The 22,975-nt window shown below is 72.7% G+C and carries 24 protein-coding genes and 3 tRNA genes; 19 read left to right on the top strand and 8 right to left on the bottom strand.

The window, feature by feature from the left end; genetic code table 11:
* The first annotated feature begins 6 nt into the window (after positions 1-6).
* The 4 genes from JSQ78_RS07615 (at position 7) to JSQ78_RS07600 (ending at position 4,633) form a co-directional block, all read left to right on the top strand.
* Complete coding sequence (locus tag JSQ78_RS07615; protein ID WP_211446795.1) at positions 7-2,196, top strand: acyl-CoA dehydrogenase family protein; 2,190 nt, start codon at positions 7-9, stop codon at positions 2,194-2,196.
* A gap of 224 nt (positions 2,197-2,420) precedes the next feature.
* Positions 2,421-3,506 carry a fatty acid desaturase family protein gene (locus JSQ78_RS07610; protein ID WP_249295531.1) on the top strand — a complete coding sequence of 362 codons (1,086 nt, stop codon included), beginning with the start codon at positions 2,421-2,423 and terminating at the stop codon, positions 3,504-3,506.
* Positions 3,503-4,141, top strand: a complete 639-nt coding sequence (locus JSQ78_RS07605; RefSeq protein ID WP_211446793.1) for a 1-acyl-sn-glycerol-3-phosphate acyltransferase — start codon at positions 3,503-3,505, stop codon at positions 4,139-4,141. The genes JSQ78_RS07610 and JSQ78_RS07605 overlap by 4 nt, the downstream gene beginning before the upstream one ends.
* A 48-nt stretch (positions 4,142-4,189) precedes the next feature.
* The gene (locus tag JSQ78_RS07600; RefSeq protein ID WP_211446792.1) at positions 4,190-4,633 is read left to right on the top strand and encodes a pyridoxamine 5'-phosphate oxidase family protein; all 444 of its coding nucleotides are present in this window, start codon (positions 4,190-4,192) and stop codon (positions 4,631-4,633) included.
* Between the two features lie 13 nt (positions 4,634-4,646).
* On the opposite strand, the gene JSQ78_RS07595 is transcribed toward JSQ78_RS07600, so the two are convergent.
* From JSQ78_RS07595 to JSQ78_RS07585, 3 genes are read right to left on the bottom strand one after another with little or no spacing between them, the layout of a single operon-like run.
* Positions 4,647-5,036, bottom strand: a complete 390-nt coding sequence (locus JSQ78_RS07595) for a sigma factor (protein ID WP_249295529.1) — start codon at positions 5,034-5,036, stop codon at positions 4,647-4,649.
* Complete coding sequence (locus JSQ78_RS07590; RefSeq protein ID WP_249295526.1) at positions 5,033-5,419, bottom strand: YciI family protein; 387 nt, start codon at positions 5,417-5,419, stop codon at positions 5,033-5,035. Before JSQ78_RS07590 ends, JSQ78_RS07595 begins: the two co-directional genes overlap by 4 nt.
* Position 5,420: 1 nt before the next feature.
* On the bottom strand, positions 5,421-5,807 hold the full coding sequence (locus JSQ78_RS07585) for a YciI family protein (protein WP_026373190.1): 387 nt from the start codon (positions 5,805-5,807) through the stop codon (positions 5,421-5,423).
* A 208-nt stretch (positions 5,808-6,015) separates the two neighbouring features.
* Between JSQ78_RS07585 and JSQ78_RS07580 the strand changes: the two genes are divergently transcribed.
* The gene (locus tag JSQ78_RS07580; protein WP_211446790.1) at positions 6,016-6,693 is read left to right on the top strand and encodes an NADPH-dependent F420 reductase; all 678 of its coding nucleotides are present in this window, start codon (positions 6,016-6,018) and stop codon (positions 6,691-6,693) included.
* 54 nt (positions 6,694-6,747) lie between these two features.
* On the opposite strand, the gene JSQ78_RS07575 is transcribed toward JSQ78_RS07580, so the two are convergent.
* The 3 genes from JSQ78_RS07575 to JSQ78_RS07565 form a co-directional block, all read right to left on the bottom strand.
* Positions 6,748-6,823 (bottom strand) — tRNA-Phe (locus tag JSQ78_RS07575).
* 74 nt (positions 6,824-6,897) lie between these two features.
* Positions 6,898-6,975: transfer RNA gene (locus tag JSQ78_RS07570), tRNA-Asp, on the bottom strand.
* A gap of 41 nt (positions 6,976-7,016) precedes the next feature.
* Positions 7,017-7,089, bottom strand: a tRNA-Glu gene (locus tag JSQ78_RS07565).
* 222 nt (positions 7,090-7,311) lie between these two features.
* Here JSQ78_RS07565 and JSQ78_RS07560 point away from each other — a divergent pair.
* Positions 7,312-8,745 carry a peptidoglycan DD-metalloendopeptidase family protein gene (locus JSQ78_RS07560; protein WP_211446788.1) on the top strand — a complete coding sequence of 478 codons (1,434 nt, stop codon included), beginning with the start codon at positions 7,312-7,314 and terminating at the stop codon, positions 8,743-8,745.
* A 111-nt stretch (positions 8,746-8,856) separates the two neighbouring features.
* Here JSQ78_RS07560 and JSQ78_RS07555 read toward each other — a convergent pair whose 3' ends face one another.
* Positions 8,857-9,402, bottom strand: coding sequence for an inorganic diphosphatase (locus JSQ78_RS07555; RefSeq protein WP_283245015.1), 546 nt, complete (start codon positions 9,400-9,402; stop codon positions 8,857-8,859).
* Positions 9,403-9,449: 47 nt separating this feature from the next.
* Here JSQ78_RS07555 and tilS point away from each other — a divergent pair, with 47 nt between their 5' ends.
* The 9 genes from tilS (at position 9,450) to JSQ78_RS07510 (ending at position 17,494) form a co-directional block, all read left to right on the top strand.
* Positions 9,450-10,442: a tRNA lysidine(34) synthetase TilS gene (gene tilS, locus JSQ78_RS07550; protein WP_211446785.1), complete on the top strand. Its 993-nt coding sequence runs from the start codon at positions 9,450-9,452 to the stop codon at positions 10,440-10,442.
* 107 nt (positions 10,443-10,549) lie between these two features.
* Positions 10,550-11,266: a hypothetical protein gene (locus JSQ78_RS07545; protein WP_211446783.1), complete on the top strand. Its 717-nt coding sequence runs from the start codon at positions 10,550-10,552 to the stop codon at positions 11,264-11,266.
* Positions 11,267-11,336: 70 nt separating this feature from the next.
* Positions 11,337-11,894, top strand: a complete 558-nt coding sequence (gene hpt / locus JSQ78_RS07540) for a hypoxanthine phosphoribosyltransferase (RefSeq protein ID WP_211446782.1) — start codon at positions 11,337-11,339, stop codon at positions 11,892-11,894.
* A gap of 88 nt (positions 11,895-11,982) precedes the next feature.
* On the top strand, positions 11,983-12,717 hold the full coding sequence (locus JSQ78_RS07535) for a hypothetical protein (protein ID WP_211446781.1): 735 nt from the start codon (positions 11,983-11,985) through the stop codon (positions 12,715-12,717).
* Positions 12,718-12,779: 62 nt separating this feature from the next.
* Positions 12,780-14,759, top strand: coding sequence for an ATP-dependent zinc metalloprotease FtsH (ftsH, locus tag JSQ78_RS07530; RefSeq protein WP_211446780.1), 1,980 nt, complete (start codon positions 12,780-12,782; stop codon positions 14,757-14,759).
* Positions 14,759-15,325 carry a GTP cyclohydrolase I FolE gene (folE, locus tag JSQ78_RS07525; RefSeq protein ID WP_211446779.1) on the top strand — a complete coding sequence of 189 codons (567 nt, stop codon included), beginning with the start codon at positions 14,759-14,761 and terminating at the stop codon, positions 15,323-15,325. The genes ftsH and folE overlap by 1 nt, the downstream gene beginning before the upstream one ends.
* A gap of 2 nt (positions 15,326-15,327) precedes the next feature.
* Entirely contained in the window at positions 15,328-16,530 is a 1,203-nt protein-coding gene (folP, locus tag JSQ78_RS07520; RefSeq protein ID WP_211446778.1) for a dihydropteroate synthase, read from the top strand.
* Positions 16,527-17,027: a 2-amino-4-hydroxy-6-hydroxymethyldihydropteridine diphosphokinase gene (folK, locus tag JSQ78_RS07515; protein ID WP_211446777.1), complete on the top strand. Its 501-nt coding sequence runs from the start codon at positions 16,527-16,529 to the stop codon at positions 17,025-17,027. The genes folP and folK overlap by 4 nt, the downstream gene beginning before the upstream one ends.
* The gene (locus JSQ78_RS07510; protein ID WP_211446775.1) at positions 17,024-17,494 is read left to right on the top strand and encodes a DUF3180 family protein; all 471 of its coding nucleotides are present in this window, start codon (positions 17,024-17,026) and stop codon (positions 17,492-17,494) included. The genes folK and JSQ78_RS07510 overlap by 4 nt, the downstream gene beginning before the upstream one ends.
* Here JSQ78_RS07510 and JSQ78_RS07505 read toward each other — a convergent pair.
* The gene (locus JSQ78_RS07505) at positions 17,491-18,489 is read right to left on the bottom strand and encodes an LCP family protein (RefSeq protein ID WP_211446774.1); all 999 of its coding nucleotides are present in this window, start codon (positions 18,487-18,489) and stop codon (positions 17,491-17,493) included. The two genes, JSQ78_RS07510 and JSQ78_RS07505, sit on opposite strands and share 4 nt — an antisense overlap.
* 92 nt (positions 18,490-18,581) lie before the next feature.
* Here JSQ78_RS07505 and JSQ78_RS07500 point away from each other — a divergent pair, with 92 nt between their 5' ends.
* From JSQ78_RS07500 to panC, 4 genes are all read left to right on the top strand, one after another.
* Positions 18,582-19,079, top strand: coding sequence for a PH domain-containing protein (locus JSQ78_RS07500; RefSeq protein ID WP_249295524.1), 498 nt, complete (start codon positions 18,582-18,584; stop codon positions 19,077-19,079).
* Positions 19,076-21,229: a PH domain-containing protein gene (locus JSQ78_RS07495; RefSeq protein ID WP_211446772.1), complete on the top strand. Its 2,154-nt coding sequence runs from the start codon at positions 19,076-19,078 to the stop codon at positions 21,227-21,229. Before JSQ78_RS07500 ends, JSQ78_RS07495 begins: the two co-directional genes overlap by 4 nt.
* Positions 21,230-21,250: 21 nt before the next feature.
* Positions 21,251-21,967 (top strand): DUF2520 domain-containing protein, encoded by a 717-nt coding sequence (locus tag JSQ78_RS07490; RefSeq protein ID WP_211446770.1) that lies wholly within the window; start codon positions 21,251-21,253, stop codon positions 21,965-21,967.
* 127 nt (positions 21,968-22,094) lie between these two features.
* Positions 22,095-22,955 (top strand): pantoate--beta-alanine ligase, encoded by an 861-nt coding sequence (gene panC / locus JSQ78_RS07485; protein WP_502756120.1) that lies wholly within the window; start codon positions 22,095-22,097, stop codon positions 22,953-22,955.
* Positions 22,956-22,975 lie beyond the last annotated feature (20 nt).

Below are 22,975 nucleotides of genomic sequence, written 5' to 3'. Positions count from 1 at the left end.
GGAACCATGGCCGACCGCACCGACCGCCAGCGCTCGACGAGCCCGCGCCCGCAGGGCCGGGTCGACGTCGACTGGCTCGGCCGCGACCTGCTCGGCACGTGGGTCGAGCGCCGCCTCGCCGCGCGAGCCAAGGTCGCCGACCCCCGCTACCAGCGCGTCGACGACCTGACGATGGCCGACCACCGCGAGCGCGTGCTCGAGCAGATGCACATGCTGGTCGCCGACGGCGCCGTCCACGCCGCCTTCCCGGAGCGCTTCGGCGGCGCCGACGACCACGGCGGCAACATCGCCGGGTTCGAGGAGCTCGTGCTCGCCGACCCGAGCCTGCAGATCAAGTCAGGCGTGCAGTACGGGCTGTTCGGTGCGGCGGTGCTGCACCTCGGCACGCGGCGCCACCACGATGAGCTGCTGCCGGCCATCATCAGCCTCGACGTGCCGGGCGCCTTCGCGATGACCGAGACGGGCCACGGCTCGGACGTCGCCTCGATCGGCACGACCGCGACCTACGACGAGGCCTCCGAGGAGTTCGTCATCCACACGCCGTTCCGCGGTGCGTGGAAGGACTACCTGGGCAACGCCGCGCTCCACGGCAAGCACGCGGTCGTCTTCGCGAAGCTCATCACGAAGGGCGTCGACCACGGCGTGCACGCGTTCTACGTGCCGCTCCGCGACGACGACGGTGCATTCCTGCCGGGCGTCGGGGGCGAGGACGACGGCTACAAGGGCGGGCTCAACGGCATCGACAACGGCCGCCTCCACTTCACGCACGTGCGCGTGCCGCGCACGAACCTGCTCAACCGCTACGGCGACGTCGCGCCCGACGGCACCTACTCGAGCCCGATCGCCAGCCCCGGCCGGCGCTTCTTCACGATGCTCGGCACGCTCGTGCAGGGCCGCGTCTCGCTCGACGGCGCCGCCGTCGTCGCGCAGAAGGCTGCGCTTGCGATCGCGATCCGCTACGGCACCGAGCGGCGCCAGTTCAACGCCTCGAGCAACGCCGAGGAGGAGGTGCTGCTCGACTACCGCCGGCACCAGCGCCGGCTGTTCACGCGGCTCGCGAAGGCCTACGCGCAGTCGTACGCGCACGAGATCCTGCTGACGAAGTTCGACGGCGTCTTCTCGGGCCGCACCGACACCCCCGAGGAGCGCGAGGACCTGGAGACGCTCGCCGCCGGGCTCAAGGCGCTCTCGACGTGGCAGGCGCTCGACACGCTGCAGGAGGCGCGCGAGGCGTGCGGCGGCGCGGGCTTCCTCGGTGAGAACCGCATCGTGCAGCTGCGCGCCGACCTCGACGTCTACGTCACGTTCGAGGGCGACAACACGGTGCTGCTGCAGCTCGTCGGCAAGCGCCTGCTCGGCGACTTCTCCAAGCAGTTCAAGGGCGCCTCGAAGGCCGACATCGCCCGCTTCGCGGCCGACCAGCTCTTCGATCGCGCGACGTCGTTCGTCGGCCTGCGCACGCTCTCGCAGGACGTGCGCGACCTCCGCAACGTCAAGAAGTCGTCGCTCGCGCTCCGCGACCGCGACGTGCAGCGCGACCTGCTCGAGGACCGCGTCGAGCAGATGGTCGCGGACATCGCCGGGCGGCTGCGGAACGCGCCGAAGGACCAGGCCGGCGCCGCCGCCGCGTTCAACGACGAGCAGCACGAGCTCATCGAGGCCGCGCGCGCGTGGGTCGAGCTGCAGCAGTACGACGCGCTCGACGCGGCCGTCGAGCGGATGCCCGCGGCGACCAAGGAGGTCATGACGCACGTGCGCGACCTCTTCGCGCTCACGATCATCGAGGAGCATGCCGCGTGGCACCTCGAGAACGGCCGGCTCTCGGGTGCCCGCTCGAAGGCCGTGACCTCGACGATCGAGGTGCTGCTGCAGAAGCTGCGGCCGCACGCGCTCGACCTCTCCGCGGCCTTCGGCCTCGGCGACGAGCACCTGCGCGCGCACATCGCGACCGGCGCCGAGGCCGAGCGCCAGGCCGAGGCGATGGCGCACTACGCGCAGCTCCGGGCCGCCGGCACCCTTCCGGTGCCCGAGAAGCGGGGGCGCGCGTCCGACCCGTCGGCGCAGCCGATCGCGACGGCGGGCGCGGCGCCCGTGCCGCCGGCCGACGTCATGTCGGCGCCCTCGGCCGACTCGGTGTCGGCGCCGTCGGCGGATGCGGCTGACGACGAGCACGACGCGGAGCTCGCGACCCGCTGAGCCGCCGCCGTCCACCGAGGGGATCCGCCGCAGGGCGGGTCCCCTCGATGCCGTCGCGAGCCGCGCGCGCCTGCGGATGCAGACGCGATCCACAGAGCGTATGCGGCCTACGGAATTGCGTACGCCATACGCTGTAGAGCATCCGGGGTCGCGATCGTGAAGGTCGCCAGGCCCGCATCGGCTGGGAAGTCGCCGACGAGCCCGAGAGGGGCACCATGACCACGATGACCGCCGTGAGGAGCTCGCAAGGCGAGCCCCGGGCCACCACACCGCCCTCCGAGCGAGGAGCGCGCGCCGACTTCCGGGTCGTCGCGAAGGCCGTGCGAGACGCGGGCCTGCTCGAGCGCCGGGTAGGATTCTACGCGTGGCTCATGGCCGGTCTCGGCATCGCGCTCGCGGGGCTGCTCGTCGGCTCCGTGCTGCTGGGCGACTCGTGGTTCCAGCTGCTCATCGCGGCTGGCCTCGGCATCGTGCTCACGCAGATCGCGTTCATCGCGCACGAGGCCTCGCACCGGCAGGTGCTGAAGTCCGGCCCCGCGAACGACCGGCTCGGCCGCATCCTCGCCGCGGGCGTCGTCGGCATCAGCCACCAGTGGTGGATGACGAAGCACTCGCGCCACCACGCGAACCCCAATCAGATCGGCCGCGACCCCGACATCGAGATCGACACGATCTCGTTCCTGCCGAGCGACGCCAAGAAGGCGCGCGGCATCCAGCGCTGGGTGACCCAGCGCCAGGGCTGGCTGTTCTTCCCGCTGCTGACCTTCGAGGGCGCCAACCTGCACGTGCGCTCGATCATCACCCTGCTCGAGCGCCGTCCGGTCGTCGGGCGCTGGCTCGAGCTCGGCCTCATCGCCGGCCGCTTCGCCCTGCTCATCACGTTCCTGCTGCTCGTCATGCCGCCGCTCATGGCCCTCGCGTTCCTCGGCGTGCAGCTCGCCGTCTTCGGCATCGGCATGGGCGCGTCCTTCGCGCCGAACCACAAGGGGATGCCGACCGTCAGCCGCGACGCGAAGCTCGACTTCTTCACGAAGCAGGTGCGCACCTCGCGCAACATCCGCGGCTGGGGCACGAGCGCGCTCATGGGCGGCCTCAACTACCAGGTCGAGCACCACCTGTTCCCCAACATGGCTCGCCCGCACCTCCGCGCGGCGAGCGAGATCGTGCGCGCCCACTGCCGCGAGCACGGCATCAGCTACACCGAGACCAGCATGGTCGGCGCCTACGCCTCCGTCATCCGCTACTTGAACCGCGTGGGCCTCGCCGCCCGCGACCCGTTCGAGTGCCCGATGCTGGCGACGAGGCGATGAACCGGAGGGCACCCAAGCGGCAGCCCGTCCGCCACGCGCTCGCGCAGCTGCACTGGGCGCTCAGCCCTTGGCGGCTCGTCCGCGAGCAGCCGCCCGTCGACGGCGCGCGGCTGCTCATCGGCGCCCCCCACACCTCCAACCGCGACTTCGTGCTCATGCTCGCGATCGCGTGGGATGCGCGACTGCCGGTGCGCTGGCTCGGCAAGCGAGAGCTGTTCCAGGGCCCGCTCGGCTGGGTGATGCACCGCCTCGGCGGCATCCCCGTCGACCGCGACGACCCGGCCGGGCTCGTCGACCGCGTCATCGCGCTCGTGCGCGACGACCCGCGCGCCGCGATCGTCGTCACGCCCGACGGCACCCGCCGCTCGACGCAGTGGCGGAGCGGCTTCTACCGCATCGCGCTCGAGGCGGGCCTGCCCGTCACGCTGGGTTTCGTCGACGCGACGACCCGCACGACGGGCCTCGGCCCGACCATCTCGCTCACGGGTGACGTCCCTGCCGACATGGACCGCATCCGCGCCTTCTACGCCGACAAGGCGGGCGTCCGCCCCGAGCTGCGCACCGAGCCGCGGCTCGCCGACGAGGCGGGCCTCGCCGCGCGCTTGCGGGCGGAGCGAGCGCAGCGCGAGCGCTGACCGCCGCCGCCTCTGGCGCGGCCGCCGAGGCTTTGGCACGATGAGGCCATGAGCACGGCCGGGATGATCGAGATCAGCGAGGACGAGTGCCTCAAGCTGCTCCGCGCCTTCGAGTTCGGGCGCATCGCGTTCCGCGTCGGCGACATGCTCGAGGTGTTCCCGATCAACTACCACGCAGACGGTCGCGACGTGACGTTCCGCACGGCGCCGGGCACGAAGCTCGCCGGGGTGCTGCTCGCCGACGACGTGGTCTTCGAGATCGACCACATCGGCGAGCGCGAGGCGTGGAGCGTCGTCGCGCACGGCAGGGCGCGCAGGCTCGACTCGGGCAAGGAGCTCGAGGAGGCCGAGCAGCTGCCGATCCGCTCGCTCGTGCCGAGCGTGAAGCGCGAGTTCGTGCGCATCGAGATCTCGCGGGTGAGCGGCCGCCGCTTCCACCGCGGGCGTCAGCCCGACCCGGCTGGGGAGCCGCTCGTCGACTCGACCGACTGACCGGCGCGCGCGATCACTCGTCGAGCTCGTCGCGCCGCCGGGCGAGGTAGGCACGCTCGCCGGCATTGCTCGTGAGCTCGAGCGCCCGGTCGTAGGCGACCGCGCCGGTCGGCTCGGGAGGGGAGCCGTCGAAGACCATGAGCGCCGCCTCGTGCTTGCCGTGCCGCTGCCCATCGCGGCGCAGCCGGTCGATCGCGCGCCGGGTCGCGGTCGTCGTGAGCCAGCCGCCGGGGTTGGGCCGCACGCCCTCCCGAGGCCAGCGCTCGACCGCCGCGAGGAAGGCCTCGCCCGCGGCGGCCTCCGTGAGGTCGAGGTCCCCGAAGCGGCGGGCGAGCCCGGCGACCACCCGCGACCACTCGGAGCGGTGGGCGCGGGCGATCGCGAGGCCGGCCTGGTCGATCACGCGTCGAGCGCGGCCCGGACGGACTCCGCCGAGTTGAACGGGCGCACCTCGACGGGGTTGCGACACGCCCTCGACCCCTCCGCGGCGATCGCGATCGCCTCGTCGAGATGGGCTGCCTCGATGACCCAGAAGCCACCGAGGTGCTCCTTCGACTCGAGGTAGGGACCGTCGGTGACGATGGGCCGATCGCCACGGCCGTCGACGGTCGTCGCGGTCGTCGCCTCGGCGAGGCCGTCGGCGAAGAGGAGGCGGCCCGCCTGCTCGAGCCGCGCGTTGAACGCACCGGTCTCGGCCATCGCCTCCCGCATCGCCTCCCTCGACCCGTACTCGCCGAACGGCTCGCGCACCGCTGGGCCGAAGACCGAGAGCAGGTAGCGCGCCATCTCAGTCGCGGTCCTGCGCGTGCCGCTCCACGATCTCGGCCATGCCGGAGGGGAAGCGGTGCACCTCCTGCGGCCAGTCGAGCGCCACGGCGAGCCGGCCCGCCCAATAGCGCGCGGTCTCGTCGTCCGGCACGTCGATCACCGCGAAGCCGCCGAGGTGCTCCTTCGTCTCGACGTAGGGCCCGTCGGTGAAGACGGGCTCGCCGTCCCGGCTCTCGACGCTGCAGACGACGGTGGATGCGTCGAGCCCGCCGTCCCCGAACACGTAGACGCCTGCCTGCTGCATCTGCGCGATCACGGCACCGGAGGCTGTGCTCTTCGCACGCAGCTCCTCGGCGGTGTGCGCCGGGACCCACTCGTCGTTGAACGCGATCAAGTACTGCGCCATCACTGTCTCCTCTCGAGCGGCCCCATCGACCGCCTCACGTGATCTACGAACGGGAGGCGCCGGATACGACACCCGCGGTCATGATCCGCCGGCGACGCCGCTCAGGGAAGGCGTCGAGCGCGTCCGGGCGGAATGGGGAACCCTCAGGGGGCGTTGGCACACTCGGGTCGACACGACGCGAGATCCGCACGACGAGGAGAGCACCCGCATGACGCACACGGTCGCATCGAGCATCGCCGACGCCGAGCGACCGCGCGAGACGCTCACCATCGGCATCCTCGGGGTCGGCAAGATCGGTACGGTGCTCGCGCGCCTCTCGCTCGCCGCGGGGCATCGCACGCTCATCGCCGCCTCGGGCTCGCCCCAGCGCATCCGCCTCATCGCGGAGTACATGGCGCCGGGCGCCGAGCCCATGCTCGCCGCCGATGCCGCGGCACAGGCCGACCTCGTGATCCTCGCGCTGCCGCTCGGCCAGTACGACCGGCTGCCGGTCGAGGCGCTGCGCGGCAAGGTCGTCGTCGACGCCATGAACTACTGGTGGGAGACCGACGGCCTCCGCGACGAGTTCACCGACCCCGAGCGGCCGACGAGCACCATCGTGCAGGAGTTCCTGCCCGAGTCGCGCGTCGTGAAGGCGTTCAACCACATGGGCTACCACGACCTCGCCGACTGGCCGCGCTCGGCCGGGAGCCCGCAGCGGCGCGCGATCGCCGTCGCGGGCGACAGCCCGGAGGATGTGCGGCTCGTGGCGCAGCTCGTCGACGACTTCGGCTTCGATCCGGTCGTGCTCGACTCGCTCGCAGCAGGCCTGCGGCTGCAGCCGGGCTTCCCGGCATTCGGAGCGAACGAGGACGCGCCGACGCTCCGGGCGCTCATCGGCGACTGACGCCTCCGCTGCCCGCCGAACGACGAAGCCCCCGCCGAGGCGGGGGCTTGTCGATGGTGGCTCCGACCGGCATCGATCCGGTGACCTTTCGATTTTCAGTCGAACGCTCTACCAACTGAGCTACAGAGCCAGGCTCTCGAGGAGCCGAGGCGGGCTCTCGCCCGCCCTTGCACAAGGCCCTCTCTCTCGAGAGGGCCAGGGCAATGGCGACCCTGACGGGACTTGAACCCGCGACCTCCGCCGTGACAGGGCGGCGCGCTAACCAAACTGCGCTACAGGGCCATTCCGGTAGTCCCCATCGTACAGACGAATCCGCGAGTGAGTGACCCCAACGGGATTCGAACCCGTGCTGCCGCCGTGAAAGGGCGGTGTCCTAGGCCGCTAAACGATGGGGCCATGCGCCGGAGCACATGACTACCGAGGGGAAACGTTACATGAGACCCGGGGTGCGTGCAAACCGACGCCGCTCCAGGGCGACACGCCTCATCGCATCCGTCGAATGCCAACCTTCAGGTCGAACATGCTAGTTGCTAGGGTTGCTTCCGTTGTGTCGTTGCCCACGCGCATTCGGGGTGCACGATGGAGTCTTCAGCAGCCCTGCGCTGCGGCAGGAGCGAGATGCACGAGCCCGACCAGTCGGCCCGAGTCGCACGGGGCCGCGCCCATCTGCGCGGCTACCGCCGAGCGTTCGCGACGACGGTCGCGGTCGCGGCTCTCGTGGTCGGCTTCGTCGTCCCGGTCGTGCCGTCGGCCGAGGCGGTCGACGAGTACGGCTTCCCGACGTGGGCCGAGGTCGAGCAGGCGCGCGGCAATGAGGTCGCGAAGAACCAGCAGATCGCCGACATCCGCGGGCTCATCGGGCAGCTCGAGAGCGAGCTCGCGAGCGCCCGCGCCTTCGCCGACCAGAAGGCCGCCGAGGCCATCGAGGCGCAGCGCGTGTACGACGAGGCCGTCGCGGTCGCCGAGCGGCTGCAGCAGCAGGCCGACGACGCGTTCGCGCGGGCTGATGAGTCGGAGCTCGCCGCGGGCCAGCTCGCCGCGCAGCTCGCCCGCACGGGCGGCACGGGCGACATGAGCGCCGAGCTCTTCGCCAACCCCGGCTCCGCCGACACCTGGCTCTACCGGCTCGACCTCATGGACCGCGTCGCCGGCACGGCCGACTCGCTCTACGAGCAGGCCCAGCAGGACGCCAACACCGCGTCGGCGCTCCAGGCGCAAGCGGTCGTCGCCCGCGATGCGCTGCAGGAGCTCAAGGAGGCGGCCGACGCCGCCTTCGCCGCTGCGGCCGACGCCGCCGTCGCCGCTGAGGCGGCGGTTGCCCGAGAGCAGGAGCACCGGGCGCAGCTCGAGGCGCAGCTCGCGGTGCTCGAGGAGAACCGCGCAGCGACCGAGGCCGACTACCAGGCGGGCCAGCGCCACCGGGCGTGGCTGGCAGAGCAGGAGCGACTCCGTCGCATCGAGGAGGAGCGCCGCGCGGCGGCTGCCCGGGCGGCCGCCGAGGCCGAGGCGAGACGACTCGCCGAGGAGGCGGCTCGAGCCGCTGCGGCTGCCGGTTCCAGCGGATCGGGCGGAGGCTCCGGCGGCGGTTCTAGCGGCGGCTCAGGCGGCGGTGGCACGGTGCCCGTGGCGCCGCCTGCGAGCAGCGGTTGGCAGACCCCGATGTACGGCCGGTTCACCTCCGCCTACGGCTGGCGCAACGACCCGGTCGGCGTGCTGGGGCGCAAGCTCCACGCCGGCATCGACATCGCTGCGGGCTGCGGGGCACCCATCTACGCCGCGGCGGCAGGCACGGTCGTCTTCCGCGGTCGTGACATCTACGGCGCGAACATCCTCTACATCAACCACGGCGGCGGCATCCAGACCGAGTACGCCCACATGTCGCAGCCCGCGAGCGTCGGCTACGGCGCCCGCGTGAGCCGGGGCCAGGTCGTCGGCTACGAGGGCCGCACCGGCCACGTGACCGGATGCCACCTGCACTTCCAGGTGCGCGTGAACGGCGGGCTCGTGAACCCGGAGCCGTTCCTCAACGCGCGGGGCGTCTACCTGCGCTGACGGGCTTCGACACGCTCAGCGCCCTGCGGGCGCGGAGCGGCTCAGCCATCGGAGCGTGCAGACGCGAAGAGGGGCGCACCTCGCGGTGCGCCCCTCTTCGGTCGATCGGTGTCAGTCGGTGACGTCGCGGCCGCCCTCGGGCTTCTCGACGCCCTCGCCGCTCTGGTCGCCGTGCTCGGCGTCGAAGGCGGCGAGGCCGGCCTGCACGGTCGCCTCGGCGGCCTCCGCGCCCTCCCAGTCGCCGAGCTTCGCCCACTTGCCGGGCTCGAGGTCCTTGTAGTGCAGGAAGAAGTGCTCGATCTCGTCGCGGATCTGCTGCGGCACGTCGGCGATGTCCTGGATGTGCGCCCAGCGCGGGTCCTTCTCGAGCACGCAGATGACCTTCGTGTCGATGCCGCCGTCGTCCTCCATGTTGAGCTGGCCGACGGGGCGCACGCGCACGAAGACGCCCGGCGGCACCGGGTACTCGAGCAGCACGAGCGCGTCGACCGGGTCGCCGTCGAGGCCGAGCGTGCCCTCGAAGAAGCCGTAGTCGGTCGGGTAGACGAAGGTCGTGAACAGCACCCGGTCGAGGTAGACGCGGCCCGTCTCGTGATCGACCTCGTACTTGTTGCGGCTCCCCTTCGGGATCTCGATGACGACGTCGTAGGCGGCCAAGAGCGGCTCCTTCTCGTGGGGGTGAGGAATCGGCATAAGGTTACTTCATGCCCGAAAGCGACCGTCGACCGCGGCTGACGCCTGCCGTCGCCGACGTGCGTCGGGCGGTGCGCGAGGCCCTCGCCGACCTTCCTGAGGGCGCCCTCGTGCTCGTCGCACTCTCGGGCGGCGCCGACTCGCTCGCGCTCGCCGGGGCGACGGCCTTCGAGGCGCAGCGCGCCGGCCTGCGCGCCGGCGCCGTCGTCGTCGACCACCAGCTGCAGGCGGGCAGCGCCGAGATCGCCGAGCGCGCGGCCGAGCAGGGGCGAGCGCTCGGCCTCGACCCGGTGCGCGTCGTGCCCGTGCAGGTCGCGCCCGACGGGAGCCCTGAGGCGGCCGCCCGTCAGGCCCGCTACGCGGCGCTCCTCAAGGCGCGGAAGGACACCGGCGCATCCGCAGTCCTCCTCGGGCACACGCTCGACGACCAGGCCGAGACGGTGCTCATCGGCCTCGCGCGCGGCTCTGGTCCCGAGAGCCTGTGGGGCATGCACCCGCGCATCGGCTTCCTGCGGCGGCCGCTGCTGCAGGTGCGGCGCGCGACGACGCACCAGGCGTGCCGCGACCAGGGGCTCGAGCCGTGGAGCGACCCGCACAACGACGACGAGCGCTTCCTGCGCGTGCGCGTGCGGCACCGGGTGCTGCCGATGCTCGACGAGGTGCTCGGCGGGGGAGTGGCGCTCGCCCTCACCCGCACGGCAGACACGCTGCGGGAGGACGCCGAGGCGCTCGCGCACTTCGCGCAGGAGCAGATCGGCGACCTCGTCGAGCACGCCGAGGGCGGGCTCTCGCTCGACGTCGGCGGCCTCGGTGCGAACCCGCCTGCCCTGCGGCAGCGCATCATCCGGCTCGCGGTGCAGAGCGAGTTCCACACCGCGCTCACGCGGCAGCAGACGCTCGAGGTCTCGCGCCTCGTCACCGACTGGCACGGCCAGGGGCCGATCCACCTCCCCGGCATCCGCGTCTCGCGCGAGGGCCGCAGGCTCGTCTTCGTCGCCGCTTGACGACTCCTCGGCGGTCGTTGCGGAATCGTGACCTCTTCGGCGCGATCCGACGGCAACGGTGGGACACGACGGGTGAGGATGTCTTCCGTCACCCCGTGAGGACCCCCATGACACGCGCTGTCACGATCGCCGCCGCCGTCGCCGCGCTGCTCGCGCTCACCGGCTGCGCCGGCGCAGCCGCGCCCGCGCCGAGCGAGCCCGCGCCGTCCTTCACGGCTGCACCCTCCGCGAGTGCCCCGACAGATCCGTCGGCCGAGCCGGGCGCGAGCGCAGACCCGCTCGTCATGACGGACGACTGGCTCGAGCACGCCTCGAGCGACGGCAGCGTCTCGTTCCGCTACCCGCCGACCTGGACGCTCGAGGCGACCGCCGAGCCGCACCCGGATCCCGACGAGCCGCCGTGGGAGGCAGCCACGCTGACCGCCCCGAACGGCCAGCAGCTGCTGCGCATGGCGCAGTTCCCCGACATCGGGGGCTCGTGCGAGGCGCCGCTCGCGTTCGACGTGCTCGCGGTCGAGCCTGCCGCTTCGATGCCCTTCGAGCAGGAGGACGACGCAGTGATCGCGACCGTCGCCGTGCCCATCGGCGAGCGATGGGAGATGGGCATCGGCATCACGAGCACGACGCGGTCCGAGGGCGCGGGATGCCAGCTCTACTTCGTCGGCATGTCGTCCGCGCATCCGGTCAGCATGGGGACGCACTTCTCGATGCCGCGCGAGGACCCGCTCTGGATGATCGACTCGCTCGACGACGCCCGCGCCTACATGGAGACGGACGAGTACGCGACCATCATCGAGATCCTGCGCTCCTTCGAGACGAGCTGACGCGCGACGGCCGGAGGAGCGGTGCGCGCCGGTAGGTTTGTCTCACCCACGCCGACCGCCAGGAGCGCAGATGGACTTCAGCCACGTCGAGGCCGACCTCGCCAAGACACTCATCACCGAGGAGGAGCTCCACGCGAAGCTCCAGGAGCTCGCGCGCGAGATCGAGGCCGACTACGAGGGCAAGGACCTCCTGCTCGTCGGCGTGCTGCGCGGCGCGGTCATGGTGATGGCCGATCTCGCCCGCGCGCTTCGGCGCCACATCGAGATGGACTGGATGGCGGTCTCGTCCTACGGCTCGGGCACTGTCTCGTCGGGCGTCGTCCGCATCCTGAAGGACCTCGACAGCGACCTCACCGGCCGCAACGTGCTCATCGTCGAGGACATCATCGACTCGGGCCTGACCCTCTCGTGGCTGCGCGCCAACCTCGAGTCGCGCGGCGCCGCATCCGTCGAGATCTGCACGATGCTCCGCAAGCCCGACGCGCTCAAGGTGCAGGTCGACGTGAAGTACTGCGGCTTCGACATCCCCAACGAGTTCGTCATCGGCTACGGCCTCGACTACGCCGAGAAGTACCGCAACCTGCGCGGCATCGGGGTGCTGGCGCCGCACGTCTACTCCGGCGAGTAGGCCGGATGCCGTGGGTCGCGCTCGCGCGATCGCCGCAGGGCGGCGCGCTCACAGCGGCGCTCGCGCGCGCGTCTGGGACGATGGTCGCGTGAAGCCGCTCCGCCGTCCGCTCGCGCCCCTCGCCCTCCTCGGAGTGGCGCTCGTGCTCGTCGGCTGCTCGGGCACGCCGTCGCCGGATCCCGACGCCGGGCCCTCCATCCCGCCCGGCATCACCGCGCCGCCGCCGACGGCGCCCGCGGCCGAGGCGCCGCCAGAGGTCGAGTCGTCGCTGCCGGCCGAGATCGCCGGGGTCGACACGACCGGTTGGCAGCAGGTCCCCGTGCCGAGCGGCAGCGCGACCTTCCGCATCCCGGCCGAGTGGACCGTGGCCGAGGCGCCGGGCGGGCTCGAGGTCCTCAGCCCCGCGGGGCAGCGGCAGCTCGGCTACGCCGAGGACCCCGACACGGGCGACGGCACGTGCGTCGACGGCTCCGGCACGCCGGTCGGGTGGCGCACGCTCGGCCTCGACCGACAGGAGGTCGCGATCGACGGCGTCGCCGGCGCTGCGTACGGCGCCGCAGCGCTGCAGCTCGGCGACCAGTGGGTCTTCAGCATGGGGCTGCTGCCGGCCGACGCCGCGCAGCGGCCGCAGTGCCCGATCGTGAACGCGATCGAGACGTCCGCGGGCATCGTGTCCTTCGGCTCCGAGGTCGTCGCGAGCGGCTCGGGCGACGGCTCGCCGTGGGCCGTGGCCTCGCTCGACGCCGCGCAGCAGTACGTCGCCGACCCCGAGTACGCGACGCTCCGGGCGATCGTCATGTCGCTCGAGCTGCTCGAGGGATAGCGGCCAGCCCGCCCACAGCGAACACGGGATGGGCGCACCGACTGCGGCGATAGCCTGTCCGAATGGCGACTGAGAAGGACAAGGACAAGGGCTTCAAGAGGTTCTTGCGCGGACCCATCCCGTGGATCGTGCTCGCGCTCCTGATCGTCGGCATCGCGTTCAGCTTCTTCATGACGCCGCAGTACCGGCCCGTGCAGACCGACGTCGGCATGCAGCTCATCGCCGACGGCGACATCGCGCAAGCGCGCATCGTCGACGGCGAGCAGCGCGTCGACCTCACCCTCAGCGAGCCGCACGAGGAGTACGGCGAGCGGGTGCAGTTCTACTACGTCGAGCCGCGCGGCGAGGAGCTCGTCGACGCGATCACCGCGGCGAACCCCGAGAACGGCTACATCGACGAGGTGCCGCAGGCCAACTGGCTGCTGTCGCTGTTCAGCATCCTGCTGCCGGTGCTGCTGCTCGGCGCCCTCTTCTACTTCTTCATGACGCGGCTCTCGGGCGGCAACCGCGGCGTGATGCAGTTCGGCAAGTCGAAGGCCCAGCTCATCTCGAAGGACATGCCGCAGGTGAAGTTCGCGGATGTCGCGGGTGCCGACGAGGCGGTCGAGGAGCTCGGCGAGATCAAGGAGTTCCTGCAGGACCCGTCGAAGTTCCAGGCGGTCGGCGCGCGCATCCCGAAGGGCGTGCTGCTCTACGGCCCTCCCGGCACCGGCAAGACGCTCCTCGCGCGAGCCGTCGCGGGCGAGGCGGGCGTGCCGTTCTACTCGATCTCGGGCTCCGACTTCGTCGAGATGTTCGTCGGCGTCGGCGCGAGCCGCGTGCGCGACCTCTTCGAGCAGGCGAAGGAGAACGCACCGGCGATCATCTTCGTCGACGAGATCGACGCCGTCGGCCGCCAGCGCGGCGCGGGCCTGGGCGGCGGGCATGACGAGCGCGAGCAGACGCTCAACCAGCTGCTCGTCGAGATGGACGGCTTCGACGTCAAGACGAACGTCATCCTCATCGCCGCGACGAACCGCCCCGACATCCTCGACCCCGCGCTGCTGCGCCCGGGCCGCTTCGACCGCCAGATCGGCGTCGACGCCCCCGACATGAAGGGCCGCGAGACGATCCTGAAGGTGCACGCGAAGGGCAAGCCGATCGCCGAGGGCGTCGACCTGTCGGTGCTCGCGCGCAAGACTCCCGGCTTCACCGGCGCCGACCTCGCGAACGTGCTCAACGAGGCGGCGCTGCTCACCGCGCGCGGCAACCTCACGCAGATCACCGACGAGGCGCTCGACGAGGCCGTCGACCGCGTGATGGCGGGCCCCCAGCGCCGCACGCGCGTCATGAACGACAAGGAGCGGCTCATCACCGCCTACCACGAGGGCGGCCACGCGCTCGCGGCGGCAGCGATGCGGCACTCCGACCCGGTCACGAAGGTGACGATCCTGCCGCGCGGCCGCGCCCTCGGCTACACGATGGTGCTGCCGGTCAACGACAAGTACTCCGTCACCCGCAACGAGCTGCTCGACCAGCTCACCTACGCGATGGGCGGCCGGGTCGCCGAGGAGATCGTCTTCCACGACCCGACGACCGGCGCCGGCAACGACATCGAGAAGGCGACCGGCATCGCCCGCAAGATGGTGACCGAGTACGGCATGACCGCCGCGATCGGCGCCGTGAAGCTCGGCAGCGCGCAGTCGGAGGCCTTCTTCGGCCGCGACATGGGTGGCGGCCGCGACTACTCGCCGTCGCTGTCGGAGGCCGTCGACCGCGAGGTGCGCGCGCTCATCGAGCAGGCGCACACCGAGGCGTGGCAGGTCCTGAACAAGAACCGCGACGTGCTCGACCGGCTCGCGGGCGAGCTGCTCGAGCGCGAGACGCTCGACCACATCCGACTCGCCGAGATCTTCCACGACGTCGAGAAGCTGCCGGAGCGGCCGCAGTGGCTCTCGCACCCCGACCGCCCGGTGAGCGATCGACCGCCGATCGAGCTGCCGGTGTCGCAGCACGTCGACGAGGTCGTCGAGCCCGACGTCGCCACCGAGCCCGCGGGCTGATGGCCATCGACCGGGCGCGCGTCGCCGCGGCCGTGCGCGAGCTGCTCGCGGCGATCGGCGACGACCCCGCGAGGCCGGGCCTCGCCGAGACGCCGCGCCGGGTCGCCGAGGCGTACGCCGAGTACTTCGCGGGCGTCGGCGAGGATGCCTCGGCGCACCTCGACACCTCAGACCTGACGGGCGAGCGGGGCGAGATGGTGCTGCTGCGCGACATCGAGTTCCGCTCGATGTGCGAGCACCACCTGCTGCCGTTCACGGGCATCGCGCACGTCGCCTACCTGCCCGGCGACCGCATCGTCGGCCTCGGCCGCATCCCGCGCGTCGTCGAGACGATCGCCTCGCGGCCGCAGATCCAGGAGCGGCTCACCGACGAGATCGCCGACGCGCTCGTCGCGGGCCTCGAGCCCGAGGGGGTGCTCGTCGTCGTCGACGCGGTCCACGGATGCGTCGGCGCGCGGGGGTCGCGGCAGGTCAACTCGTCGACGGTGACGGTCGCGAGCCGCGGCCGGCTCGCCGAGCCGATCGAGCGGGCTGAGATCATGGCCCTCATCGGGGAGCGGAGGTAGCGATGACGGAGGTGTGGGGCATCCTCAACGTCACGCCCGACTCGTTCAGCGACGGCGGCCGCTACGTCGACCCCGGCGCGGCGATCGCGCACGCGCGCCGGCTCCGCGCGCAGGGCGCCGACGTCATCGACATCGGCGGCGAGTCGACCAGGCCCGGCGCCGACCCGATCGATCCGGCCGAGGAGCTCGCGCGCATCCTGCCGGTCGTCGAGGAGCTCGTGCGCGAGGGGATCCGCGTCTCGGTCGACACCATCCACGCATCCACCGCCCGCGCCGTCGTCGCCGCTGGCGCCGAGATCGTCAACGACGTCACGGCGGGCCTGCACGACGAGGGGATGCTCGACGCGGTCGCCGAGGGCGGCGCACGCATCGTGCTCATGCACTCGCGCGGCATCGACGTGACGCGGGACACGCACTACGACGATGTGGTGGGCGAGGTCGCCGACCACCTCAGCTCGCGGATCGATGCCGCGGTCGAAGCGGGCATCGAGCGCGACCGGATCTTCGTCGACCCCGGGTTCGGCTTCTCGAAGGAGCCGCGCGACAACTGGCGGCTGCTGGCCGGCCTGTACTTCATCGCCAGGCTGCAGCTGCCGGTGCTCGTCGGCACGAGCCGCAAGCGCTTCCTCGGCGCGCTGCTGCCCGACGGCGCGGACGCGGCTGAGCGCGACGCCGCGACGGCGGCGACATCGCTGCTCGCGGCGCAGGGCGGCGCTGCAGCCGTGCGCGTGCACGATGTCGCGTCGACGGTCTCGGCGCTGCGGGCACTCGAGTCGATGCAGGATGCGGCTGCCGGGTTGCAGCCCACGCGTCACGGCGAGCCCCACGAGCTCGTGCACCGGGCCAGCCGCATCTCTCTCCGCGGCATCCGCGCGCGCGGCCACCACGGCGTGCTGCCGGAGGAGCGCCGCGATGGCCAGGAGTTCGTCGTCGACGTCGACCTCGAGCTCGACCTCGCGGCGGCCGTGGCGAGCGACGACGTCCGCCGAACGGTGCACTACGGGGAGCTCGCCGAGCGAGTCGCCGCCGCGGTCTCGAGCGACCCGGTCGACCTCATCGAGACGCTCGCGGATCGCATCGCCCGCGTCTGCCTCGACGACGAGCGAGTCCAGCGGGCGTCGGTGACGGTCCACAAGCCGAACGCCCCCATCGCCGTACCGTTCGCCGACGTGGCCGTCTCCTTGGCGCGGTGGAGGATCGGATGAGGCTCCAGCTCGAGCGCCGCGCCGTCCTCTCGCTCGGCGCCAACCTCGGCGACCGGGTCGCGACCATCGACGCGGCCGTGCGCGCCCTCGACGCGATCGACGGCATCCGGGTCCTGCTCCGCTCGAGCGCGTGGGAGTCGCCCTCGTGGCACCCCGACGGCGAGGGGCTCTCGCCCGACTACGTGAACATCGTCGTCATCGTCGGCACGACGATGGAGCCGGTCGACCTGCTCGACGCGGTGCAGGCCGTCGAGACGGCGCTCGGCCGCGAGCGCTCGCAGCGGTGGGGCAGCCGCACGATCGACATCGACATCGTCGCGATCGGCGAGATGGAGCACGCCGAGGACCGGCTCGTCATCCCGCACCCGCGGGCGCACGAGCGGCAGTTCGTGCTGCAGCCGTGGCTCGAGGTCGATCCGCGGGCGTCGATCCCCGGCCACGGGCCGATCGCCGAGCTCGCGGACTACGCGCACGGCGACGCGTGGAAGCTGCCGTGACTCGCACGAGCCCGCTCGTCGTCGGGCTGCTCGTCGTGGCGGCGGCGCTCGCGGGCTGGCTGCTCGAGGCGGTGCTCGTGATGTCCGGCCGCGCGGCGCTCGTGCCGCCGCTCACGCTCGGGCCGGCGCTCGCGGTGCTGGGCGGCGTGCTGCTCATCGTCGCGTGGCCCGTGCGGCAAGCGGGGCGCGGCACACGACGCATCGACTACCGGCACGCGACCGGCGTGCTCGGCTTCGCCAAGGCATCCTCGACGCTCGCAGCGCTGCTCGCGGGAGCCGCGCTCGGCGCGATCGGCTTCTTCTCGACCCGCCCGGCCATCGCCGAGCAGGCGCTCGTCGCGCTCGGGGTCGTGCTCGTCGGGGCGCTGCTGCAGCTCGTCGCGGGAATCGTCGCCGAGTCGTGGTGCGTGCTGCCGCCCGACGACGACGAGACCGCGCCGAGCGCGTCGGCGCCCGAGCCGGCCTAGCGTTCGGGAGCGGGCTGGAAGCTCGTCATCGACTCTGCGTCGAACGCCTCGCGGATCTGCTCGACGCCGTCCCAGTTGACGTAGACGACCGACTGCGATCCCTCCATGCCGGTGCCGAGCGTCGGCATCGTGAAGGTCTGCACGCGCGACGAGTCGAGCTGCGCCATCTGCGTCGCGAGCTGGACGCCGACGGGGAGCGAGAGCGTGTCGGTCATCGCCATGTGCGGCGAGACGGTCGCGAAGATGTCGGCGAGCCGGTCGGGGTTCGTGAGGTTCTCGCGCGTCATGAGCTGCTCGATCGCGCCGCGCAGCAGCGCCCGCTGGTTGTGGGCGCGCTGGTAGTCGCCGTCGCTGAAGGGGTAGCGGGCGCGCACGTAGGCGAGCGCCGCGTCGCCCTCGACGGTGATCTCGCCCGCGGGGAACGAGTAGGCGCCCTCGCTGAAGGCGATGTCGTTCTGCAGCGTCACGCCGCCGAGCGCGGTCGTGAGCCCCTTGAACCCCTCGAAGTCGATCACCGCGACGTGGTCGATGCGCTGGTCGATGATGCCCTCGACCGTCTGCACCATGAGCGGCACCCCGCCGAGCGCGAGCGCCGCGTTGACCTTGCGCATGCCCGGGTGGCCGGGGATCTCGACCCACGAGTCGCGCATGATCGACATGATCTGCACCGTCTCGCGGTCGGGCGGGATGTGGGCGACGAGGATGGTGTCGGCGCGGTCGCCGAGGCCCGTGAGCAGCGAGCCGTCGGTCGCGCGCGAGTCACTGCCGAGCAGCAGCACGTTGACGGGGGCGTTGCCCTCGACCGGCTCGACCGTCGGCCGCAGGGATTCCTCGGGGAAGGCCGTCTCGATCGTCTCGACCTGCTGCAGCGACGGGTTGACGCGCAGGAAGTACCAGCCGATCGCGGCGAGGAGCGCGAGCACGATGACCCCGACGATGCCGACGGCGACCCATCGGCCGGTCTGGCGCTTGCGCGGCGTGGTATCGGCAGTCATCCGACGAGTATCCCAGACGGACCGACGGGCGCGGGGCGGCTAGCCTGGGCCACGCCTGGATCGATCGCCGGGGAACCGGCAGAGGAGGAACTGTGGCCGAGCGCCTGGACGTCCCCGGCGAGTGGCAGCGCGTCAGCATGCGCTACGCCCTCGTCGACTCGATCGGCAGCGTGATCGGCTGGGCGGTGCTCGGCATCGGCGTGACCGTGCCGATCTGGTTCGCGAACGATCAGCAGCTGCCGATGCCGTGGGGCTGGATCCCGATCGCGGCCGCCGTCGTGCTCTCGATCGCGAGCGCCGTGTGGGCGTTCCTGCGCACGCGCACGATCGGCTACCTGCAGCGCGCCGACGACCTGCTCGTGCGCCGCGGCATGCTCTTCCGCCGATTCGTCGCGGTGCCGTACGGCCGCATGCAGATCGTCGACATCACGCAGGGACCGATCGAGCGGATGTTCGGGCTCAAGACCCTGAAGTTCGTCACCGCGGCCGCGTCGAGCGCGATCACGATCCCCGGCATGCCCGGCTCGACGGCGGAGGAGCTGCGCGACCACCTCGTCGACGTCTCCGAGTCGCGACGGGCGGGCCTGTGACCGACCCGCAGCAGCCGCGCCCCGGCTCGCACCCGCAGGCGGGGTGGCCGCAGCCGCAGCCGGCGCCGGGCTGGCGGCAGCAGGGCGCGCCGACGCATCCGCCCGCCTTCGGCATCCAGCAGCAGCCGGGCCCGGGCGCCGCCCCGAGCGCGCAGCAGCAGGCGCACCGGAAGGCCATCGAGCTCGTCGACGGCGAGTGGCACCGGCTGCACCCCGCGACCCCGCTGCTGCGCGGCGGCCTCGCGCTCATCATCGTGCTCGGCATCCTCATCTCGACGTTCCGCGACCGCTTCCTCACCGCATTCGTGCCCGACGAGTTCGATGAGTTCAACGAGGACCCCTTCGGCGACTTCATCGTCGAGCAGCTGCTGTGGGTGCTGCTCGGCGTCATCGCGCTCGTCGTGCTGGCCGTCGCGCTCTTCTGGGTCGCGTGGCGCGTGCACCGCTTCCGCATCACGGGCGACGCCGTCGAGGTGCAGCAGGGCATCCTCGTCAAGAAGCACCGCCGCGCGCCGCTCGCGCGCATCCAGGCGATCAACATCCAGAAGCCATGGTTCGCGCGGCTGCTCGGGGCGTGCAAGTTCGAGGTGCAGCAGGCCGGCAACGACTCGAACGTCGACCTGAACTACCTGAGCTCGTCGGTGGCGGATGCGCTGCGGTACCAGATCATGGATCGCGCGTCGGGCCGCTCGGCCGCCGACGCCGAGCGGCTCGCCGCCGAGCGCGGCGCAGCCGGAGGCGCCACGGTCGTCGACGACCTCCTGCGCCCGGACGCCGAGATCGCCCACCTCGCGCCCGACTCGCTCGTGCGCATCCCGACGCAGCGCATCGCCCTCTCGTCGCTGCTCGACGGCACGATCGTGTGGGCGGTGCTCTACCTCGTCGTGACCCTCGTCGTGATCGTCGGCTTCCAGCAGTGGTGGGCGGTGTTCGCGCTCCTGCCGGGCGCGTTCGCGTTCTTCGCCGCCGGCATGAAGTCGCTCGGCTCGAAGCTGCGCTACTCGATCGCCGCGACGCCCGACGGCATCCGGCTCGCGTACGGCCTCGCGTCGACGACGACCGAGATCATCCCGCCGGGCCGCATCTTCGCGCTGCAGATCAAGCAGCCGCTCCTGTGGCGCCCGTTCGGGTGGTGGCAGGTGACGTTCACGCGGGCCGGCAAGATGAAGCCCGACGGCTCGGGACAGGGCGGGAGCGGCCAGATGGCCAGCTATCTGCTGCCCGTCGGCGACCTGCGCGACGTGCGCACCGTCGTGGGGCTCGTGCTGCCCGAGCTCGCCCGCTCGCCGCTCATCGACGCGGGCCTCCTCGGCCAGGCGCCCGACGCGTTCGTCGTCAGCCCGCCGCGGGCGCGCGCGTTCCGGTGGTTCTCGCTCAAGCGCAACGGCTTCCACGTGCACGACGCCGCGTTCCTGCTGCGCCACGGCCGCATCTGGCGCTCGATGCACCTCGTGCCGCAAGCGCGCGTGCAGTCGGTCGCGCTGCAGCAGGGCCCGATCTACGGGCTCGCCCGCCTCGCGCGCGTGCAGCTCCACGTGCCCGACACGGTGCTCTCGCCCGGCATCGGCGCGATCGACCAGGGCGACGCGAGCACGCTGTTCGAGCACGCGATGCGCTCGATCAAGGTCGCGATCGACCGGGATGCGTCGGAGTCGTGGGCGAGCGCGCTCTCCCGCAATGCCGTGCTCGAGACGGCACCCGCGGTGCAGGACGGGCTCATGGCGCCGCCGAGCGGTCCCGCGGGGCGGCCGCAAATGGCGGCGCCGGTCGGCGCCCAATGGCCGGGCGCGCAGGCGCCGGGAGCCGCGCAGCCGTGGCAGCCGGGGCAGCAGCAGCCGTGGCCGCCCGCGCAGCAGCAGCCGTTCGCGCCGGGGCAGCAGCAGCCGTGGCCGCCCGCGCAGCCGCAGCCGTTCGCGCCGGGGCGACCGCCGTACGCGCAGGGCGCCCAGCAGCCGTCCGCGCCGATGCCGCTGGCACCCGGCTCGGCGCCGCAGCCGCAGGGCTCCGCGCCCCAGCCGCCGGCGACGTGGCGGCCCGCGCCGCAGCCGCCGGCTCCCCGCGACGCGACGCGGGAGGCTCCCGCGAGCGCGCCCGACGCATCCGCGACCGACCCCGACGCGCGCTGGCGCCGCCCTCGCGATGGGCGCTGACCAGCAGACAGGCAGCGGCCGGTGAGCGCCGCGGACGCGACGAGCAGGCCCGGCCGGCTCGGCGTCGGCATCGTCGGCGCAGGCCGCGTCGGGCCGGTGCTCGGCGCGGCGCTCGCGGGCGCCGGCCACGCGATCGTCGGCATCGTCGCGACGGGCGCCGACGCGATCGACCGCGCGGAGGCGCTGCTGCCGGGCGTGCCGATGCTCCACACCCCGACGCTCGTCGAGCGCAGCGAGCTCGTGCTGCTCGCCGTGCCGAGCGCCGAGCTGCCCGCGCTCGTCGCGGGCCTCGCCGCGACGGGCGCCTGGCAGCCGGGTCAGCTCGTCGTGCACACCGCCCCCGAGCACGGCGTCGAGGTGCTGCGGCCCGCTCGCGAGCGCGGCGCGATCCCGATCGCGCTGCACCCCGCGATGTCGTTCACCGGCACGTCGCTCGACCTCTCGCGGCTGCTCGAGTCGACGATCGCGGTCACCGCGCCCGGGCCCGTGCTGCCGATCGGGCAGGCGCTCGCGGTCGAGATGGGCGCCGAGCCGATCGTCGTCGACGAGGCCGACCGGCCCGCGTACGCCGAGGCGATCGGCGCGGCTCGCGACTTCGCCGAGGGCATCGTCGCGGGGGCGCTGCGGCAGCTGCACGAGCTCGGCGTCGAGCGGCCCGGGCGCGTGCTCGGCGGCGTCGTCCGCTCCGCGGTCGAGACGGCGCTCGCGCGCTATCCCGACCCTCCGCTCGAGCCCTGAGCCCCGCTCGACCGGTCGGCTGCGGCGCCGACCGGCTGTCGGTGCTCAGCCGCGCAGCCGGCCGGTCGAGCGCCGAGCCGCGGGGCGCCGAACCGGCCCCGCACCCGCCCGCGCCTATCCTTGGCTGGTGCCCGAGCCCATCCAGAGCCTGACGACCGTCGACGAAGCGCGCGCCTTCGTCGCCGCCGAGCGCGCGGCCGGGCGCCGCATCGCCCTCGTGCCGACGATGGGCGCGCTGCACGAGGGCCACCTCGAGCTCGTCCGCACCGCGCGCGAGCACGCCGACACCGTCGTTGCCTCCGTCTTCGTCAATCCGATGCAGTTCGGCGCGAACGAGGACCTCGACCGCTACCCGCGCACGCCCGAGACCGACACCGCGCAGCTCATCGTGCTCGGCGCCGAGGCGCTCTTCATGCCCGAGGTCGACGAGATGTACCCCGACGGCGGCCGCTCCGAGACGCTCGTGACCGCCGGGCACCTCGGCGGCGTGCTCGAGGGCAGCAGCCGACCCGGCCACTTCGACGGCGTGCTCACCGTCGTGACGAAGCTGCTCTCGATCATCGGTCCCGACGTCGCCGTGTTCGGCGAGAAGGACGCGCAGCAGCTCTTCCTCGTGCGCCGCATGGTGCGCGACCTCAACCTGCCGGTGCGCGTCATCGGGGTGCCGACGGTGCGCGAGCCCGACGGACTCGCCCTCTCGAGCCGCAACCGGCTGCTGCGGCCGGCGGAGCGCACCGACGCGCTCGCCCTCTCCCGCGCGCTCGAGGCCGCCGGCGCTGCCGCCGACCGAGGCGTGCAGGCGATGCTCGCGGCCGCCCGCACCGAGCTCGAGCGCGAGCCCGGCGTCGAGCTCGACTACCTCGCCGTCGTCGACCCGGCGACGTTCCTCCACGCCCCCGACGACCACCGGGGCCGCGCGCAAGTGCTCCTCGCCGCTCGCGTCGGCAGGGTGCGCCTCATCGACAACACGGTGTTCGAGATCTCCTGACGCGCGAGGCGGCGGATGCG

Origin of the sequence: Agrococcus sp. Marseille-Q4369, from assembly GCF_018308945.1 — a bacterium.
Taxonomy (GTDB): Bacteria; Actinomycetota; Actinomycetes; order Actinomycetales; family Microbacteriaceae; genus Agrococcus.
The sequence above is the reverse complement of the archived record's forward strand: the minus strand, read 5'-3'. Positions and strand labels throughout refer to the sequence as shown.

Bases quoted from the DNA above. Each gene is read 5' to 3' on its own strand.
- tilS (WP_211446785.1), top strand. From the start codon at position 9,450: ATGCCCGAAAGCGACCGTCGACCGCGGCTGACGCCTGCCGTCGCCGAC.
- JSQ78_RS07505 (WP_211446774.1), bottom strand. From the start codon at position 18,489: ATGACTGCCGATACCACGCCGCGCAAGCGCCAGACCGGCCGATGGGTC.
- JSQ78_RS07585 (WP_026373190.1), bottom strand. From the start codon at position 5,807: ATGGCGCAGTACTTGATCGCGTTCAACGACGAGTGGGTCCCGGCGCAC.
- JSQ78_RS07545 (WP_211446783.1), top strand. From the start codon at position 10,550: ATGACACGCGCTGTCACGATCGCCGCCGCCGTCGCCGCGCTGCTCGCG.
- JSQ78_RS07580 (WP_211446790.1), top strand. From the start codon at position 6,016: ATGACGCACACGGTCGCATCGAGCATCGCCGACGCCGAGCGACCGCGC.
- JSQ78_RS07560 (WP_211446788.1), top strand. From the start codon at position 7,312: ATGCACGAGCCCGACCAGTCGGCCCGAGTCGCACGGGGCCGCGCCCAT.
- JSQ78_RS07600 (WP_211446792.1), top strand. From the start codon at position 4,190: ATGAGCACGGCCGGGATGATCGAGATCAGCGAGGACGAGTGCCTCAAG.
- JSQ78_RS07615 (WP_211446795.1), top strand. From the start codon at position 7: ATGGCCGACCGCACCGACCGCCAGCGCTCGACGAGCCCGCGCCCGCAG.
- folP (WP_211446778.1), top strand. From the start codon at position 15,328: ATGACGGAGGTGTGGGGCATCCTCAACGTCACGCCCGACTCGTTCAGC.
- folK (WP_211446777.1), top strand. From the start codon at position 16,527: ATGAGGCTCCAGCTCGAGCGCCGCGCCGTCCTCTCGCTCGGCGCCAAC.
- JSQ78_RS07610 (WP_249295531.1), top strand. From the start codon at position 2,421: ATGACCGCCGTGAGGAGCTCGCAAGGCGAGCCCCGGGCCACCACACCG.
- hpt (WP_211446782.1), top strand. From the start codon at position 11,337: ATGGACTTCAGCCACGTCGAGGCCGACCTCGCCAAGACACTCATCACC.
- JSQ78_RS07590 (WP_249295526.1), bottom strand. From the start codon at position 5,419: ATGGCGCGCTACCTGCTCTCGGTCTTCGGCCCAGCGGTGCGCGAGCCG.
- folE (WP_211446779.1), top strand. From the start codon at position 14,759: ATGGCCATCGACCGGGCGCGCGTCGCCGCGGCCGTGCGCGAGCTGCTC.
- ftsH (WP_211446780.1), top strand. From the start codon at position 12,780: ATGGCGACTGAGAAGGACAAGGACAAGGGCTTCAAGAGGTTCTTGCGC.
- JSQ78_RS07605 (WP_211446793.1), top strand. From the start codon at position 3,503: ATGAACCGGAGGGCACCCAAGCGGCAGCCCGTCCGCCACGCGCTCGCG.